16 protein-coding genes are annotated in these 15,297 nt (G+C 38.3%); 4 read left to right on the forward strand and 12 right to left on the reverse strand.

Translation table 11 applies throughout. The features are described from left to right. Positions 1-839: 839 nt before the first annotated feature. Positions 840-1,205, forward strand: a complete 366-nt coding sequence (locus tag G6N06_RS19040; RefSeq protein ID WP_163518290.1) for a hypothetical protein — start codon at positions 840-842, stop codon at positions 1,203-1,205. Positions 1,206-1,513: 308 nt separating this feature from the next. Here G6N06_RS19040 and G6N06_RS19045 read toward each other — a convergent pair whose 3' ends face one another. After that, positions 1,514-2,656, reverse strand: a complete 1,143-nt coding sequence (locus tag G6N06_RS19045) for an IS91 family transposase (RefSeq protein ID WP_163518291.1) — start codon at positions 2,654-2,656, stop codon at positions 1,514-1,516. A gap of 2 nt (positions 2,657-2,658) precedes the next feature. After that, positions 2,659-3,261: a tyrosine-type recombinase/integrase gene (locus G6N06_RS19050; protein WP_246937544.1), complete on the reverse strand. Its 603-nt coding sequence runs from the start codon at positions 3,259-3,261 to the stop codon at positions 2,659-2,661. A gap of 664 nt (positions 3,262-3,925) precedes the next feature. Here G6N06_RS19050 and G6N06_RS19055 point away from each other — a divergent pair. Beyond that, entirely contained in the window at positions 3,926-4,864 is a 939-nt protein-coding gene (locus tag G6N06_RS19055; protein WP_163518292.1) for a PD40 domain-containing protein, read from the forward strand. A gap of 249 nt (positions 4,865-5,113) precedes the next feature. Here the strand turns inward: G6N06_RS19055 and G6N06_RS19060 are convergent, their stop codons facing one another. The 8 genes from G6N06_RS19060 to G6N06_RS19095 form a co-directional block, all read right to left on the reverse strand. Further along, the gene (locus tag G6N06_RS19060) at positions 5,114-5,497 is read right to left on the reverse strand and encodes a DUF3037 domain-containing protein (protein ID WP_163518293.1); all 384 of its coding nucleotides are present in this window, start codon (positions 5,495-5,497) and stop codon (positions 5,114-5,116) included. Then, complete coding sequence (locus tag G6N06_RS19065; protein ID WP_163518294.1) at positions 5,487-6,266, reverse strand: HipA family kinase; 780 nt, start codon at positions 6,264-6,266, stop codon at positions 5,487-5,489. Before G6N06_RS19065 ends, G6N06_RS19060 begins: the two co-directional genes overlap by 11 nt. Before the next feature lie 250 nt (positions 6,267-6,516). Beyond that, complete coding sequence (locus G6N06_RS19070) at positions 6,517-7,404, reverse strand: arsenite methyltransferase (RefSeq protein WP_163518295.1); 888 nt, start codon at positions 7,402-7,404, stop codon at positions 6,517-6,519. Positions 7,405-7,442: 38 nt separating this feature from the next. Continuing rightward, positions 7,443-7,775 (reverse strand): ArsR/SmtB family transcription factor, encoded by a 333-nt coding sequence (locus tag G6N06_RS19075; protein WP_163518296.1) that lies wholly within the window; start codon positions 7,773-7,775, stop codon positions 7,443-7,445. 351 nt (positions 7,776-8,126) lie between these two features. Further along, positions 8,127-8,915, reverse strand: a complete 789-nt coding sequence (locus G6N06_RS19080; protein ID WP_163518297.1) for a YoaK family protein — start codon at positions 8,913-8,915, stop codon at positions 8,127-8,129. 49 nt (positions 8,916-8,964) lie between these two features. Further along, positions 8,965-9,531 carry a GNAT family N-acetyltransferase gene (locus G6N06_RS19085; RefSeq protein ID WP_163518298.1) on the reverse strand — a complete coding sequence of 189 codons (567 nt, stop codon included), beginning with the start codon at positions 9,529-9,531 and terminating at the stop codon, positions 8,965-8,967. Positions 9,532-9,717: 186 nt separating this feature from the next. Then, a complete protein-coding gene (locus G6N06_RS19090; protein ID WP_308469771.1) occupies positions 9,718-10,299 on the reverse strand; it encodes a GNAT family N-acetyltransferase in 582 nt (193 codons plus the stop codon). A gap of 278 nt (positions 10,300-10,577) precedes the next feature. Next, entirely contained in the window at positions 10,578-11,279 is a 702-nt protein-coding gene (locus G6N06_RS19095; protein WP_163518299.1) for a hypothetical protein, read from the reverse strand. A gap of 382 nt (positions 11,280-11,661) precedes the next feature. Here G6N06_RS19095 and G6N06_RS19100 point away from each other — a divergent pair, with 382 nt between their 5' ends. Then, positions 11,662-12,585 carry a mechanosensitive ion channel family protein gene (locus G6N06_RS19100; RefSeq protein ID WP_163518300.1) on the forward strand — a complete coding sequence of 308 codons (924 nt, stop codon included), beginning with the start codon at positions 11,662-11,664 and terminating at the stop codon, positions 12,583-12,585. 223 nt (positions 12,586-12,808) lie between these two features. Here G6N06_RS19100 and G6N06_RS19105 read toward each other — a convergent pair whose 3' ends face one another. Together G6N06_RS19105 and G6N06_RS19110 are read right to left on the reverse strand one after the other, a co-directional pair. Beyond that, on the reverse strand, positions 12,809-13,669 hold the full coding sequence (locus G6N06_RS19105) for a sulfurtransferase (RefSeq protein WP_163518301.1): 861 nt from the start codon (positions 13,667-13,669) through the stop codon (positions 12,809-12,811). Positions 13,670-13,762: 93 nt separating this feature from the next. Further along, positions 13,763-14,203 carry a GNAT family N-acetyltransferase gene (locus G6N06_RS19110; protein WP_163518302.1) on the reverse strand — a complete coding sequence of 147 codons (441 nt, stop codon included), beginning with the start codon at positions 14,201-14,203 and terminating at the stop codon, positions 13,763-13,765. Between the two features lie 365 nt (positions 14,204-14,568). Here G6N06_RS19110 and G6N06_RS19115 point away from each other — a divergent pair, with 365 nt between their 5' ends. Beyond that, positions 14,569-14,988 carry a hypothetical protein gene (locus tag G6N06_RS19115; RefSeq protein WP_205334809.1) on the forward strand — a complete coding sequence of 140 codons (420 nt, stop codon included), beginning with the start codon at positions 14,569-14,571 and terminating at the stop codon, positions 14,986-14,988. Positions 14,989-15,297: the final 309 nt, after the last annotated feature.

Raw genomic sequence — 15,297 nt, forward strand, 5'->3', positions numbered from 1 at the left:
TCACGGTCAACACCCTTGCGACTTACTAATGCTTCCAGACGTTACTCCAGCGCATAAGGGACTTGCACCCTCTAAATTAATACCTTACTTTGCAGTAAGGTAAAGATGCCCATACTGGGCACACACATTGTATAAAGTTAATACGCTTATGATGGTTAGTACTTTAATTCAATCGTTTGTGCAAAGCGTACTAACCTTATACTTTGCCGTTAGTACACAGCTGAGCAAACCCTGAAAAACCATTATTAAATCAAAAATTTTTTGGTTTTTAAAAACGTAGAAAAAAATTAAAAAAGCACAACGCAGAATTTACCACTGTTTCACGCCAAAAGCGTGACAGGTCGGATTATAAAACTTCTTGAGGTCCAATGTTAAGTCGCTTAAAATCCGAAAATCAGTGAATGCCAAAGATCAGGCTGAATAACGGAACCGACAAACAGTACGCTCCCAAAAAACGTTGCAGAACGTTGACGCCAATCTGACGAATAAAAATCTTGTCGACCGAATCGGATTTTTTTTTGCTGTTTAATAGTAAAATCAAAAGTTTGGGCTTCTCGACCGAATCCAATCTGACCGAAAAATCAAAATAAATGTTGCGCGCGGAAAATCCTTAACAACAATCCATCTTAATTGTTTAAATTAGTCTTTTAAACAACATTACGTCCGAACTTATACTCGGACTGAAAAGTTAAAAGCCGTGTACAAGCCATTGCTCAAACCCATCCAGTTCACAAAATCCTTGCGGATTTTGAAACTCTGGATAGACTTAGAACATTAGGTTAATAAACCCGCAACAGCTCGTACACATAAACGTTGTGCTTCAGCTAAAAAAAAGCGAAATGAGATTAATATTTATAGTTTTCATCTTAATTTTTGTTTCTTGTAAAGAGAAAAACAACGGAATTGATTACCCAAAAAACATAAACGAAATTGAAAGCGTAAACTTATTGAGACCAGACGAAAAGTCAAACGGAAAGCTTGCGGAAATAAAATATCTCGAAAAGAATGAAATTGCGGAATTACTTGCTGCTATTAAAAATGCAAACGAATTCGGAATGATTAAATTTAAACCAGATTATTATATTGAGTTTGTAACAAAAAATGACGGGACGAAACGAATAAAAGTGAACGGAAATAAAATAAAAGGTTATAAAAATGACATCGGATATGAAATTGCCAAATTGAATTTTATGACCGAATTTTAAACTGAATATAATAAACGTTCGTAAATAAAAAGCCGAAAGCACAATAACTAAGCATTCGTGTGGTCGGTACGACCCAACATGAATGCAGTGTTGACTGAACCGGAGCTTTTCGGTTTGCCTCTATGGGGATTGGTCTAATTTGGAATGGATTTTCAGTAGTTGGTCTTTCGTGATTCGGGGTCGTTGGCTTCTGTTTTTGCCAAGGAATCAAAGCGCACTTTACATGTTGTAGTTTCTCTTCTCTATTTTTTAGTTTTATCTGGTCGTTTTCTTACGTTTTGGCCATAGAAGTCCCATTACGTCGGGATTCACGTTTTTTCATTAGGTCTGTTTAACTGTTTTTTGATTTGTTCTTGCCAGTGTTGCGGTGGCCCACGGGCAGGGAAGGTCGCGATGGTAACGAGGTTTCCTTGCTTGCAGACCGGGCACCTGCGGTGCATTAAAGGCTCCGTTGCTTTAAATTCTGGTTTACCGAGCTCTTCCTGTAATCCTGGGATGATCGTTCTTTTATAATAGCTGCTCAAGATGCCGTAGTGCCTGATACGGGTAAAGCCTTTAGACAGGATATGCAGCGAAAAACGCCTTATAAATTCAGCATCGGGCAGTTCGAGTATCGTTCTTTTACCTCCGTGTCGATAGTCCTTTACCATAAATCGAACGTTTCCACTTTCAAGACTTTTTATCCGATGGTTGCTTATCGCGATCTTATGGGTATAGCGCCCTAGATATTCTATTACCTGCGAGGGTCCAAAGAATGGACGTTTGCAATAGACGACCCACTGGTTTTTGAACAGACTTTCGTAAAAAGAACGGGACTTCGATTTCCCCAACTCCTTGCGTAGGCCAGCTACAAAACGGGCCCTGAACACCTTGCTCATCGCCCTTACAGGAAACAAGTACTTTCCCTTGCCCTTGGTGGGTTTCCATTTGCCAGATTTAGCAATACCGCCCCCTGGAACAATGCAGTGCAGGTGTGGGTGCAACGAGAGGTTCTGCCCCCAGGTGTGCAGGATGGCGATCATTCCCATCTTGGCGCCCAGGAACTTGGGGTTGGCACCAAAATCTCCAATGATACTCCAGGCTGTTTTGAACAAAAGGTTGTACACCAATTTTGGCTCGTATAGACATAACCGGTTCAGCCCACTGGGCAGGGTAAAGACCACGTGGAAGTAAGAGACCTTTAGTAAATCTGCCTCCCTTGCCCGGATCCATTCTTCCTTCTTGTGTCCCTGGCACTTGGGACAATGGCGGTTGCGGCAACTGTTGTAGCTAAGATGAAGCTTATGGCACCTCACATTGTCGCAACGATCTATATGGCCGCCCAAGGCGGCAGTGCGGCACTTGCGCAAGGCGTGAAGGGTGCGAACCTGCCAACTGTTGGCACAATAATGGGCAAGGTGCTCCCTGTTGCGCTCCAGTACGTGCGCTACTTCATAATCGGGATAGGACATCTCTATCGGCCATAAAGCCTATCCAACGGACTGAACGGCTTTTGCCTACCCGATTGTGCCACATGGAGGTAGATAAGGGTCGTTTGGATATCTGCGTGCCCCAAGAGGTCTTTTATGCTCATGATGTCCAGGCCCATCTCCAAAAGATGGGTAGCATAGCTATGGCGCAGAATATGGGCGGTAATTTCCTTTGGGATTCCGCTGCGCTTGCGAGCCTCTCGGACGATCCATTGTACCCCTTGTGAGGAAATTTTAACTGGATTACCTGTCCTGTCATTGCCAGTAAAGCACCAAGTGACCGGGTTTTCTGCCAAGAAGTACGTCTTTAGGCCACGGATCTGCATCTCGGACAAGGGAACGTAGCGATCCTTGCGACCCTTGCCTTGGCGCACGTGCAGCATCTTCCTGTCGAAATCCAAGTCCTTACGCTGAAGGTTGCGAAGCTCAAAATTGCGGAGCCCACAACCATAGAGCATGGCAAGAACCAATCGATGCTTAAGCAATTTTGGGGTCTTCAGCAGTTGTTTTATCTCCCTTTGGTTCAATACCACGGGGAGTTTCTTGGGGCGTTCAATGGAAGGAAGTATGACCCGCATTTCTTTCATCCCAAAGATGCGGTAGGCATAGCGAAGTCCATAAACGGTGTGCTTGAAAAAACTGTCGGATGGAGTCTTGTGCTGTGACTTTAAAACGTGCAGATAATCCAGGATCTGCTCCTGATCCAGATCAAGTGGACTACAGTTGAAATGGAATCCGATGTGCGCCAGACAGCGGGCATAGTTGGTAAGGGTGCTCTGGCTCTTGCCGGCAAGCTCAACGGAACGCTTTAGTTTTTGGTAGAGGCTTGCGAATTCCGGAACTGAAATAAAGGCCCTTTAGATAAGGGTGTCATTTTTTTTTCATAATATTGAGTATTAGATAAATCCTATCCTAAAGGTAGTGAATCGTGATCTAACCGTCCCGTGAAGCTACCTTTAGGTTTAGTTCAACAGGGTGTTTAACCAACCAGCCCGAAAGAATTATTATAAAAGATGAGAACGGAAAAATAATTGTCGATCTTTTGCCATATAATGTAATAAAGAAAATCAACTGAAACAAACACTAAACAAAATCGTAAATAAGCTACAGCTTGGTTAATCCTCACTTGGAAAATCCGTTAGATTTTCTAAAGCCAGTTTTCACCAACCTGCTGGCAGGCCTGGAGAGATTCGTGCCGAGAAAAGCCTCAGCTCATATACGAATCGTCAGCAGTCATTTTAAAATATACAAATGAGAATAAAATTCATTTTTCTAGTTTCATCCATATTATTAGTTACATTCTCATGTACATCCGATGCTAATGAAAATAATAATTCGCGGACCACATATCCTGAATTCGGTTCAGAAATTGAAGTAACAATTAATGGATTGACCTTTGATGCAATGGAGCCATTTATATCACCGAATGGAAATTATTTATTCTTCAATAATTTAAATGATGGTATAAACACAAAGTTACATTATGCAACTAAAGTCAATGATTCAACTTTTAATTTTGTTGGAGAATTAACAGGTGCAAATCAATCAGAAGCACCCCATTTGGATGCAGTTGCTGATATGGATGCTAACGGTAATTTCTATTGGACATCAACAAGGAATTATCCGACAGAATTAAATAACCTCTTCCATGGCACTTTTAGTTCTGGAAATATCAATGCTATTGGAAGAGTTCAGGGAGACTTTAATAGGAATACTCCAGGCTGGTTAGTAATGGATCATGGAATAAGCCTAGATGGTCAATATTTATACTTCAATAATGCAAGGTTTGATGAGGTGAATTGCCTTGGACCTTGCGAAACTACAATAGGTGTCGCAAAAAGAATTAATGCGTCCACATTTAGTACACTCCCAAATTCTACTTCAATCTTACAAAACATTAATGATCCTAATTATATTTATTATGCGCCTTGTATAAGTAGTGATAACCTTGAATTTTATTTCACAAGATTCTTAAAAGGAGAAATTACATCAAATACTGTTTTTGAAATATGCGTTGCAGTAAGAAGTCATCCTATGTCAAGTTTTTCAGTTCCCAAAGTTTTATTTTCAGAGACTATTTCGAATTTAATAGAGGCTCCTACTTTGACTGTAGATAAAAAAATCATTTATTATCATAAAAAAATTGCCGAATCTTATAAAATAGTGATGAGATTCCGAAATGAACAGTAATGCGTTTAAAATCAGTAAAACTACGTCTAAAGGTGGAAAACTAATCATCCCGAAAGAATCGTTCGGGCGGATGCCTGGTTCCCATCGACATGGAAGACCCTCAACACCTATAAGCGTTGCAGAATGGACTTTCAATAATAAGCACCTCTTAACCATTGTCTGTGACGGCACAAAACCCTTACTACAAGCCAAGCTCAGTTTTTGTGTTTATAAATAGAATAAGGGGCAGCAGTGGATGGTATTTATAATTTATAAAACGAATGCCTTAAACAGAAGTTCCAATTCCTCTTGTGGATCAGAACACAATCCAGAGTGTGTTTTGGAACTTTGGATGATGGTACTTCTTGGAGCTGCCAACCATCGAAATCGGTCTGACACTTCAAATTCCCCAATGCAGCCTCCTTTCGGACTTCCTTTGCAGATATCTTCCCAGGCTTTTAAGTGATTGTTCAACATTGTGAGGTCCAAATCGCCTGAAAAGGCTTCCAGTTTATTTTGGTCGATTTTATATTTGATTTCCAAAAAATTTTTTCGTTTGGAAAAAAGAAGCACACCAGCGTTAAAGAATTCCTCCCGCTCTACTTTCGGAACAATCCTGATAATGGCATATTCGTAAGTCACTTTATCTTGCATCTTGAGCTTCTTTTGCCAAAACATCAATCATTGAAAGTTTTGTGGTCAGATATAGGATATAAGCAGCTCTCATCTCATCAGGAGAGATCGTATCGCCTTCATTGAATAACCAATCTTCTGGAATGCTTGCTATTATATCAACAATTTTTGAGGGCGGAAGTGACAATTCAATACTCTTTGCTGCTGCAGGCAATTGGGTGGCTTGCGCCAACAAAACGTGTTCTTTTATAAGAGGAAAGGATCGGGTGAGATGGTTTTCCCATGTTGACCAATTGTGGTGGAAGTAAAAACTGGCACCGTTATCAATTACCCATAATTCTTTGTTCCAAACCAACAGGTTCGGGTTTTTTGCTGTCCGGTCAATATTACTGATAATACTGTCCAATAATACCAATTTAGATGCAAGCAGCCCATCCACCTGATTCACCAAGGGGTCAAAAGTGATGGCTCCCGATAAGAAATGTAAACCAAGATTCAGGCCAACGCTAAACTTTAAGAGATCTTGGATTTCCTCGTCAGGCTCGGTTTTACTGAAGGAATCATCGAGGTTCATAAAAACCATTTCCGGAACTTTTAGGCCAATGGCTCTTGCCAATTCGCCACCTATGAATTCGGCAATGAGTGCTTTTTTACCCTGTCCTGCCCCTCTGAATTTGAGGACGTACATAAATCCATCGTCAGCTTTTACAATTGCTGGAAGTGAGCCTCCTTCGCGTAAAGGGCTAACATATTGCACCACGTCAACAGTGCGAATATCGAGTGTATTCATAGTAACGAAGGTACTAAAAAAGTAAATTGCTCAGGTATCAAAAAACACATTATTAAGATCAGATATGGTTTTTAATCACCCGAGCAATTTGATTATTTTAAATTAGTGAAACTCAATTTTTAAAAATTGATAATTCAACCAATCCCGCTTTTCAGCGAGGTCTTTGGGTTTTATTCCCCGACGCTCTGAGTCGAAGTTACAAAAGTATTTTTAATTTGATACCTCGTACCTTTGGGTCGAGGTAGTTCATTTAACAACAGCCGGTCGCTGGCGAACAGGTAGTGCCCTCTGAAATCTCAGATAGTTTTATTTTAGGTTTTTCTGAGGCGATGCCTTCTTTTTCGGCGTATACAGTAATACTGAAAATTCCTGTAGCGTCTTTATTAAAAGCCTTCATCTCATCTGTTGTAAGATATTTTGCTAAAATATCATCAGGAATCGTAATCGGTTTTTCTTTTTGGATGGTGACGTTTTGAAAACCTCTATCCGTAATCAATTGCAGATATTCTGATTTTTGAATGGCACCGGCAACACATCCCGCATACATTTCAGCATCTTCTTTTAAAGCAGCAGGAAGATTACCTACCAATACAATATCTGAAATACTTAAGTGACCTCCCGGTTTTAAAACCCTGTGGATTTCTCCAATCACCTTTTGCTTATTTGGCACAAGGTTGAGTACACAATTACTGACAATCACATCGGCAACATTATCGCCTACTGGCATGGCGTCAATATCGCCTTCTCTAAATTCTACATTATTATAGCCTAATTTTTCGGCATTATGACGCGCTTTTTCTATCATGATTGGCGTGAAATCAATACCAATAACTTTTCCTTCCGGGCCTGTTTCGTGTCGTGCTACAAAGCAGTCGTTACCAGCTCCCGAACCTAAATCGATCACGGTATCGCCTTTATTTATTTTAGCGAATTGGGTTGGAAGGCCACATCCCAAACCCAAGTCAGCATCTTCATTGTAGCCTTCAGTTTCAGAATAGTCGTCCATCATGATATTGTAAATCTTGTTGGAAGGTGTGGTAGCACCACAACACGAGGCTGCATTTTCTGCTTTTCCTTGTTCGGCAATTCGCGTATAGCGTTCTTTGACGATGTCTTTTAATTCTTGTTCCTTTTTCATGTTAATGAAATTTTATATTGATTATATAATCAGTGATATTAGCAGCAATCTTTCTTAATGGAAACATCTTGATTTAAGAATTCAGAAAGAATCTGTTTCATTTTTGTCCAATTTCCGGGATCTATACAATAGCAAACCCGAGTGCCTTCGACACTTCCCTGTATTAAACCTAAATTTTTTAACTCTTTAAGATGTTGTGAAATAGTAGGTTGTGCAAGACCAATTTCATTCACCAGATCGCCGCAAACACACGTGTCAATTTTGAATAGATGTTGCAAAATGGCCACTCGAGCAGGATGCCCAAAGGCTTTGGCGAAAAGTGCGATTTCGTTTTGCTGTGCTGTAAAAATTTCCGTTTTGGAGATGCCCATAATTCAATCAATTACTTCATTGCAATATTACGATGAATCAATTTCTTATCAAAGATATTTTTTATTTTATTTTAAAGATGGTGCAGAAATCACCCATCATAATTAATCGGTATCAAATATAATGTCAAAAGTCTAAAAGTTAATAGGCTATATTTTTACTGCAGTCCCGATAGCTATCTCGAGCAAAGGGTTACGCCAGGGTCGCAATACGTTATTCCATTTAATTTTTAAAATTTTGCATTGCGGTTAAGATTTAGAATTAGACCTGTACTCTAAAACGAAAATGAGATACTGATCAGTTACTTCTCCTTAAGAAGTATAACTCCTGAATGTTTCCAATGCAATGGAAAACTAAGGTTTCTTACTGTAGAACTTAAGTACAGCGCGCTTTCGTAATTTATTGGAATAGGCCCGTAGGCGTTTTTGTCTTCGTTTTACTCTTATGTATTTCAGCCTCATATCGTCATAAAAAAGGCTTATGATTAAAATGATGACACCTATAATCAGGGTGTTCAATTTCAATTCCAATGTGGAATAAAAAAATCCTGCGCTTAATCCGCCAAGGAAGAAGAAGGCAATAATATACAATCGGAGTTTTATGGTCGATTTTAATTCTTTTCTGTTCGGGTGGGTTTTTGGAAACAGTAATTGCGACAGCTCAATACCTAAATCAGTAAATAAGCCTGTAAGATGCGTTGTTCTCACTACGGCATTTGACAGTTTGGTGACGAAAGAGTTTTGTAATCCCATGGCGAAAAGCAATAAACAAACCATCAGTTCAGCATTAAATTGTGAAGAATTGCTCATAATGGCAACTCCGGATAATATCACACATTCAATCAATGTAGGGATAACAAAAACATTGAGTTTCTTATTTTCCTTAAAAGTCTCAATGAGTATGTTTGATGAAAAAGAGCCAAAAAGGAATGAGAATATATATAGAAAATAAATGGTTCCCTTCCAAAATTTAAAGTCTGCCACATCCTTAATAAATAGCGCAAAATGACCGGTCACGTTCGTGGTCAATTCGTTGAATGCCAATATACCAGATACGTTTACAATTCCGGCAACAAAAGATAGGACTATGGCAATCCGAAGATTGTGCTTTACTGTTCTCTTTTTTCCTTGATGTTTAAACATTCAAATTTCTATGGTTGGTGATAACTTACGACTTTATATTGAAACACCATTATTTTAGGACTGAGTTTTTCATGTCGAAAACCAATCCAATATAGGAATTGTTATTAAATTCGAATTCATCAATTTTTTCCCATCCCAACTTTTTAGTATGCGCCCTTTCAGAAATAGCATTGACTTGATTTATAAAGGTTATTGAGATTGGATATTTCTGACGGAATTCAATTCTCATTTCCTCAAAAAGTTGGTTAAGAAGTCCCCTACCTCTATATTTTTCATCAATACAAACAGGACCATACTGAAAACTGTTCTCTGTAGTAATGGGGCCCCCATGAAAAGATAATTTCGGAAAGCGAGAGACCATATAGTTAAAAATTTCCCATTGTTCAAAATACTTCCAGCTGCCCGCAAAGGCGTAGGCGACAATATCATCGCTTTCGTTTTCCGCGACAAATATACCGTTTTCATGAATGATATCTTCAATTTGAGAAGTCGTAAAAGGAGTCGTCACAAAGCCTTTTTGTCGTTCAAGTTCATTGAGATTTCTATACAGATACTTTTCTTGAAGTGAAAGAATGCCGGGGATATCATTCGTATGTCCTATTCGTGTTTTTATCATTGGAAAGTGAGTTCATATATACCAACATTTTAGATACGATGATCAATGCCGTTAGGGCGACTAATTTAGCAAATTAATGTGGACCGTTAAGCTCAGGACAAAACTTTTTAGAGAAGGCATTGTCCTCGACAAATCACTGTAAATAATGAAATTAGGAGATATAATTAATGTATCTACACAAGAGTTTTAAAAACTTTCGGCTCTCGGTTTTATTTGAAAGTGTTCCATACGCTTGCCTACCAATATTTTTTGTCCAACGGACTTAAAGCCCAATTTCAAATATAATTTTTTGGCTTTTGGATTCTCTTCATCTACCAACAGACCGATGGTCTTTCCATTTTGGATGACAAAGTAATTGATTAAAAACTTTAGAACTGTTGCTCCAATCCCTTTACCTTGCTGGTTGGGATTCACACCTAATGAGTCAATATAGTACTCACCTGGTTGTGTTTCATCTTCTGGATTAAAGTCCGTCTTAAAATGTGTTTTTATATATTGACTGATCGGGACTCTCAATGGATTTAATTGTGATCCATCGTAAATGTTGACGGCAGCAATAACCTGATGATCGTCTTCCGCCACAAAGCAGTTTTGATACGAATATTGATTGTGCTCTCGCTCAATGAAATGGAGTAAAAATTCTTTTGCTTTGTTTGGATCCCTTTGACCTATAAATTCACACACAATATCTTCCATGGCCAACAGTAAGTAGGTGGCTATTGCTGCTGAATCTTCTCTGTCTGCTTTTCTTATTTTTATTGAGCTCATAGTATTTTTCTAATGTATAATTGGTAGGGAGATTGATTTTCTCAATATTCTCTATCTCATATAATAGATATAAACCGCAAATTTCAAAATTTGGGCCATATCTGATTCGGTAATTTCAGTATAGGTTTTAAGAGCACTTATGCGACATTTAAAATCATTGTCGGTATTAATCCTAAAATCATTAGAAGCCATCATATCAATAAGAAATCCGTCTTCGATGCCATCAAAAACGGATTCCTATTGTATGATTTAATCAATTTGATTATCGATGCCAAAATTTATGACGGGTCAACATTAACCTCTTCGGAAGTCCCTTTGTTTTTTAACGCGTTCTTTTCACAAGTTTTACAAAGTTCCGAAATGCCTTTCTGCTCCCAGGATTCTTTTACTGTCCCGTTGGATATATTCTCTCTGCCTCTGATGTGTTGGCAGTCTTCAAAAATATGGTATTTGTTTCCGGCTGAAGTCCAATAGACATTGTCGTTGTCAAAATTCAACTCTTTTAATGTCGTTGTTTGTTCATTGATCTCCTTGGTGTATTGCTCAACAGAAGGCGGATTGAAATCAACCCCAGAAATACCTGCAATCAACATAGCCACTACGGCAATACCACCCGCGATCCCTTTGGTTTTTCCGTCGAGATCTTTGTTCATGAAAATAAGGATCACCAATGGTAAGAATGCCAATACTCCCATAATGGCACCCAACTGATTTTGAACAAAAAAACGTGTCTTGTCCTTTTCAGATGCAGGATCCAATCGATTTGCTTTTTTCCAAAGTATCGATCCTGTGATGGATAGGCCCAAAATGACCACGATAACAACGATCAGCCAAATTAAGTCCTCATTGTTGATTAATTTAAAAATGGCAAAGATCTGTCCTGCAATGGCTATGAACCAGGCTAAAAATGCGAAAAGACGCAATTGTTTTGCTTTTCCTTTGCTTTCAGGACTCGCTTCAAATACTTTTTGATCTGACATAATTATAGTTTTTTTGGTTAGTTCTTCTGGGATGTAAAGGAGACGGCCAAAAGGGATAAATAACACTCGGTCAGCACGTTTCCCTAACTTACCCAATCAACAAATATAGGATAAGTTTTACTCTTTTGAAATACCGCATCGTCATCACCATTGAAAATGAATCGAAGATTTTGGACTTTGGCTGATATCATGAATTCAAAGACATATTGTATTTAAGAACCTAGCTTGTCAATTTTAGGTTTGGATTTTTATAAATCCAAACAGGAATCCCATGTTCGGACTGGATTCAATACTTACAAGGGCCGCAAAGGTTTTTCTGATGGAAAGGCAGTGGTAATTTAAAATAGAAGTGTTAATTTCACCTGTCAAAGAAAAATTTTTCATGAAAATTCAGAAAGACAAACCTTGGATTGTCATTTATTCGATAATGGCAATATTATTAATAGCCGTACATTACTTGTTAGAGTTGGATATTTTTGAGCCATGGGCAGATTACGTCCCTGTATTCAAGAAGTTGAGCATTAGCCTATTTTTGATTTCATTGATTCTCTTAATAAGCAAAATCATTTCACGGATAGTTGATAACCAAAACTATCTTGAAGGCGATCGTTATAATCTATTACGGATCATAAGATTTTTGACCATTGTATTGAATCTAATTGTTGTCGTGGCCTTTTTGTTTCAGAATATCTATGCGGCTGCGGTCAGTTTCGGATTAATCTCATTGGTTTTAGGCTTTGCGTTACAGGCTCCCATTGCTTCATTTATAGCTTGGGTCTATTTGATTTTCCGACGTTCTTACCTTGTAGGTGACCGCATTCAGATAAACGGCCTCCGTGGAGATGTCGTGGAAATCAGTTATTTGGACACTTCTATTTTAGAGTGTAGTGGCGATTATTTGGGTAATGACAGAGCAAGTGGACGGGTGATTAGATTTCCCAACAGTTTGATCTTAAGAGAGGAGATTATCAATTATTCTGGTCCCCAATTTCCATTCATATGGAATGAAACGGCGATTCAAATAGCCTATACCAGCGACTTACAGTTTGTTGAGGAGTGTCTTTTGAAAGCTGCCAGCAGCGACTTTAAAGAGCGTTATCCTGAGCTTACAATTGATAAGAACAAGCAATGGGAACCTGCCGTCTATTTTAGGAACAATACCTATGCTTGGATGGAAGCCGTAATCTCTTATCCGGTTGAACCACTTGATACTACCGGCCGACGTAATCGAATTTTAAGAGCGGTATTGCCAATGTTGAATGCAGAGCCTGAAAAGGTAAAGTTTCCTGAAGGAGCCTTGCGCTAAAATCAGATGGGTCAAAAATCTTGGTTTTTTAGGTGCCTGCTTGGTTTGAAAAATCAAGGAACTTAGGCGCGTTTGATAAGTTTGAAAAGCAAAGCCATCGAGAACTTTATTTTGGAATACATCCCAGAATATTTGATAGAAGGATAAAATGACTCTCAATTTATGGGCTCAGACCATAACTATAGCGATAGTGATGTTCCATGAGTCCTGCTGGCAATCAGTATTATTTTCTCGAATTTAGCGTTGCGATTGGTTTGTCATTTCTGCTCCATTCACTCCATGAGCCCACATATAGCTTCGGTATTTCCAATCCAGCGTAAGCCATTGCCAAAAGAGTATGACAAGCTGTAACCCCAGATCCACAATGAACAATTATGTTTTTGCTTTCAGTCTTTTTAAATATGTCTTCATATTTATCTTTTAAGTCGCTTGGAGATAAAAAAAGACCGTTTTCGCTTAAATTTTCTGAATAAGGGATATTGATAGCCCCTGGAATATGCCCTGCAATCAAATCTATGGGTTCAACTTTCCCATGATAACGATCAGCATCTCGAACGTCAATCACGGTACGATTTTCCATTTGTGCAACCTTTTCAACCTCATCAAGATCTGCCAATGGGAGCTTCCAATCATAGAATTCATATCCTTCCGTTTTCTTGATAACTTCCGATTTTGAGCTCATTGGAAAGTTGACTTTCTCCGCTTCTTGAATTCCGCCATTTAAGACTTGGACTTTTTCATGACCAATTGACTTTAGCATCCACCATAATCTGGCCGCAGCATTTGAACCATTTTTATCATCGTAAATTACCACATGACTTTTTTTTGACAATCCAATAGTAGACAATGTTTTAGCAAAATCTTCAATTTTCGGAAGTGGATGCCTGCCTCCAATTGACGGATCATTATTAACCTCAGCAAGATCCTTATCCAGATCAAGAAATAATGCACCTTCCAGATGTTTTGATTCATAATTTGATTTCGCCTCTTTTCCACTTCTGGCATCGATAATAATTATAGATGCTGAAGTGTATAATTTGAGCAATTCTGAGGCTTGAATTATTGGAGGAAAAGTAGTTTCCATTTTCATTGTTGATTTTATATGTTATAGTTGATGGAATTATAATATGGTCATTGATATCTATAATTAGCTTATCCAGTCACAACAAGTCAAATATTAAATGTTCTTCATTGTCATTTGATAAAGATGAAAGCCTTTGGCCCAAAAATCCTTCTCAACTGTCTCAAGTTGGAATCCCATTTTCTCGTAAAATTTAAAGGTATGTTGACTTGTTCGGACGATTATGGTCTCAATATTTTTATTTTCCTTTAACTGATTTATTCTGTACTGCATTAGTTTTCTCCCAATGCCTTTTCCCTGAGCATTAGGTTCAACGATATCCCATGAGATCCGAGCGAGTTTTTCTTCCGGAAAATAATTTATGCCCCCTGCTCCTAAAATTTCAGACCCTTCCGCATATACGAAATAGTCTTCCATTTGATTGTCAAGATATTTTTCAAGCTCAGGTTCCTCTGAAGGATCAAAATACTTAGGCGTGTTTTTTTTGAGTAGGCCGATGACCTTAATTTTGTCCTTCTCTGAATATGCTCTTATCATCTGGTGATTTTTAAACACCTAATTTACCAAATACGGACTTAAATAAACGTACCTAAGATCCATTTCCTCAAGATAGGCTGATTGCACTTGAGAAAGGACACTAAGTTTTCCTTTAATTATGAAGGATATTTGACAATATAAAATGATAATTTATTACTTTTTAAAACCATAATAATGTATTTTCGTTTGTAATAAATAATTTTGAATGTTAGAAGCCCAGTTGAAATTCTATAAATCTTTCCTAAAAAAATCCTCTGAAAATCCGCAATATAAAGGCAGATATTATTTAAGTGAAAAGATGCCATCTCATCGATCTGACACTCATTTTACTCTCTCCAAAAACAATTCTTAAACATTCTGGCTATATGAAACAACTTTTGAAACTTACATCAATTGGCTTAATTGCAGGTTTTGTGTTGATGATGGTATTAAAATTAGTGATGGAGTTCACCAATAATACGGCCTATATTCTCCTATTTAATTTTGATTATATTCCTATTGTTAAGGACTTGGAACCTGTATGGCTTTTTGGCCAGCTATTTCATTATTTGACCTGTATAGTGAGTGTGATTGCACTGTTCTTTATTTTAAAAACCTGGACTTTACAATATACCATATGGCCTTATATTCTTGTTTATTCCGTAGGTGGGGGAGGATTGTTCTTTTTAACGGCTCTGTCAGAACAACCTCCTGCAGCAAATGACGTTATGGCTTGGATCTACTGGACTATTGCCCACGCAATTTTTGGCTATGTAGTTGGCATCATGGTAAAAAAATGGACATAAAATCATTATAATCTCCAATTATATGATCAACTGACTTAAGTTTATCGACTGATTATATTATGCTTGAATTTCATGGTCAATAACCTCTACTTTTTCAAAACTCGCAATGCCGTCGTCTTTTTAAAAAAGAACAGTGCATCGTAGCGTAAGGGAATTATGGTAGGCACAAATTGACGTCTATCTGCAAAAAACGGGCATAGTATACCACCTCCAGCGGATTAAACTGAACATAGCGCAGCGGGCGAAAGTGAACCACCTTGAGCGGATGAAAGTGAACCACTAAAAATCGATTCTATTTGTACAGCTTTA

Source organism: Gelidibacter japonicus (assembly GCF_010725055.1).
GTDB lineage: Bacteria > Bacteroidota > Bacteroidia > Flavobacteriales > Flavobacteriaceae > Gelidibacter > Gelidibacter japonicus.

Bases quoted from the DNA above. Each gene is read 5' to 3' on its own strand.
- G6N06_RS19065 (WP_163518294.1), bottom strand. From the start codon at position 6,266: ATGAATACACTCGATATTCGCACTGTTGACGTGGTGCAATATGTTAGC.
- G6N06_RS19075 (WP_163518296.1), bottom strand. From the start codon at position 7,775: ATGGGCATCTCCAAAACGGAAATTTTTACAGCACAGCAAAACGAAATC.
- G6N06_RS19055 (WP_163518292.1), top strand. From the start codon at position 3,926: ATGAGAATAAAATTCATTTTTCTAGTTTCATCCATATTATTAGTTACA.
- G6N06_RS19070 (WP_163518295.1), bottom strand. From the start codon at position 7,404: ATGAAAAAGGAACAAGAATTAAAAGACATCGTCAAAGAACGCTATACG.
- G6N06_RS19050 (WP_246937544.1), bottom strand. From the start codon at position 3,261: ATGAAAGAAATGCGGGTCATACTTCCTTCCATTGAACGCCCCAAGAAA.
- G6N06_RS19045 (WP_163518291.1), bottom strand. From the start codon at position 2,656: ATGTCCTATCCCGATTATGAAGTAGCGCACGTACTGGAGCGCAACAGG.
- G6N06_RS19085 (WP_163518298.1), bottom strand. From the start codon at position 9,531: ATGATAAAAACACGAATAGGACATACGAATGATATCCCCGGCATTCTT.
- G6N06_RS19110 (WP_163518302.1), bottom strand. From the start codon at position 14,203: ATGATAAGAGCATATTCAGAGAAGGACAAAATTAAGGTCATCGGCCTA.
- G6N06_RS19040 (WP_163518290.1), top strand. From the start codon at position 840: ATGAGATTAATATTTATAGTTTTCATCTTAATTTTTGTTTCTTGTAAA.
- G6N06_RS19100 (WP_163518300.1), top strand. From the start codon at position 11,662: ATGAAAATTCAGAAAGACAAACCTTGGATTGTCATTTATTCGATAATG.
- G6N06_RS19060 (WP_163518293.1), bottom strand. From the start codon at position 5,497: ATGCAAGATAAAGTGACTTACGAATATGCCATTATCAGGATTGTTCCG.
- G6N06_RS19115 (WP_205334809.1), top strand. From the start codon at position 14,569: ATGAAACAACTTTTGAAACTTACATCAATTGGCTTAATTGCAGGTTTT.
- G6N06_RS19080 (WP_163518297.1), bottom strand. From the start codon at position 8,915: ATGTTTAAACATCAAGGAAAAAAGAGAACAGTAAAGCACAATCTTCGG.
- G6N06_RS19095 (WP_163518299.1), bottom strand. From the start codon at position 11,279: ATGTCAGATCAAAAAGTATTTGAAGCGAGTCCTGAAAGCAAAGGAAAA.
- G6N06_RS19090 (WP_308469771.1), bottom strand. From the start codon at position 10,299: ATGAGCTCAATAAAAATAAGAAAAGCAGACAGAGAAGATTCAGCAGCA.
- G6N06_RS19105 (WP_163518301.1), bottom strand. From the start codon at position 13,669: ATGGAAACTACTTTTCCTCCAATAATTCAAGCCTCAGAATTGCTCAAA.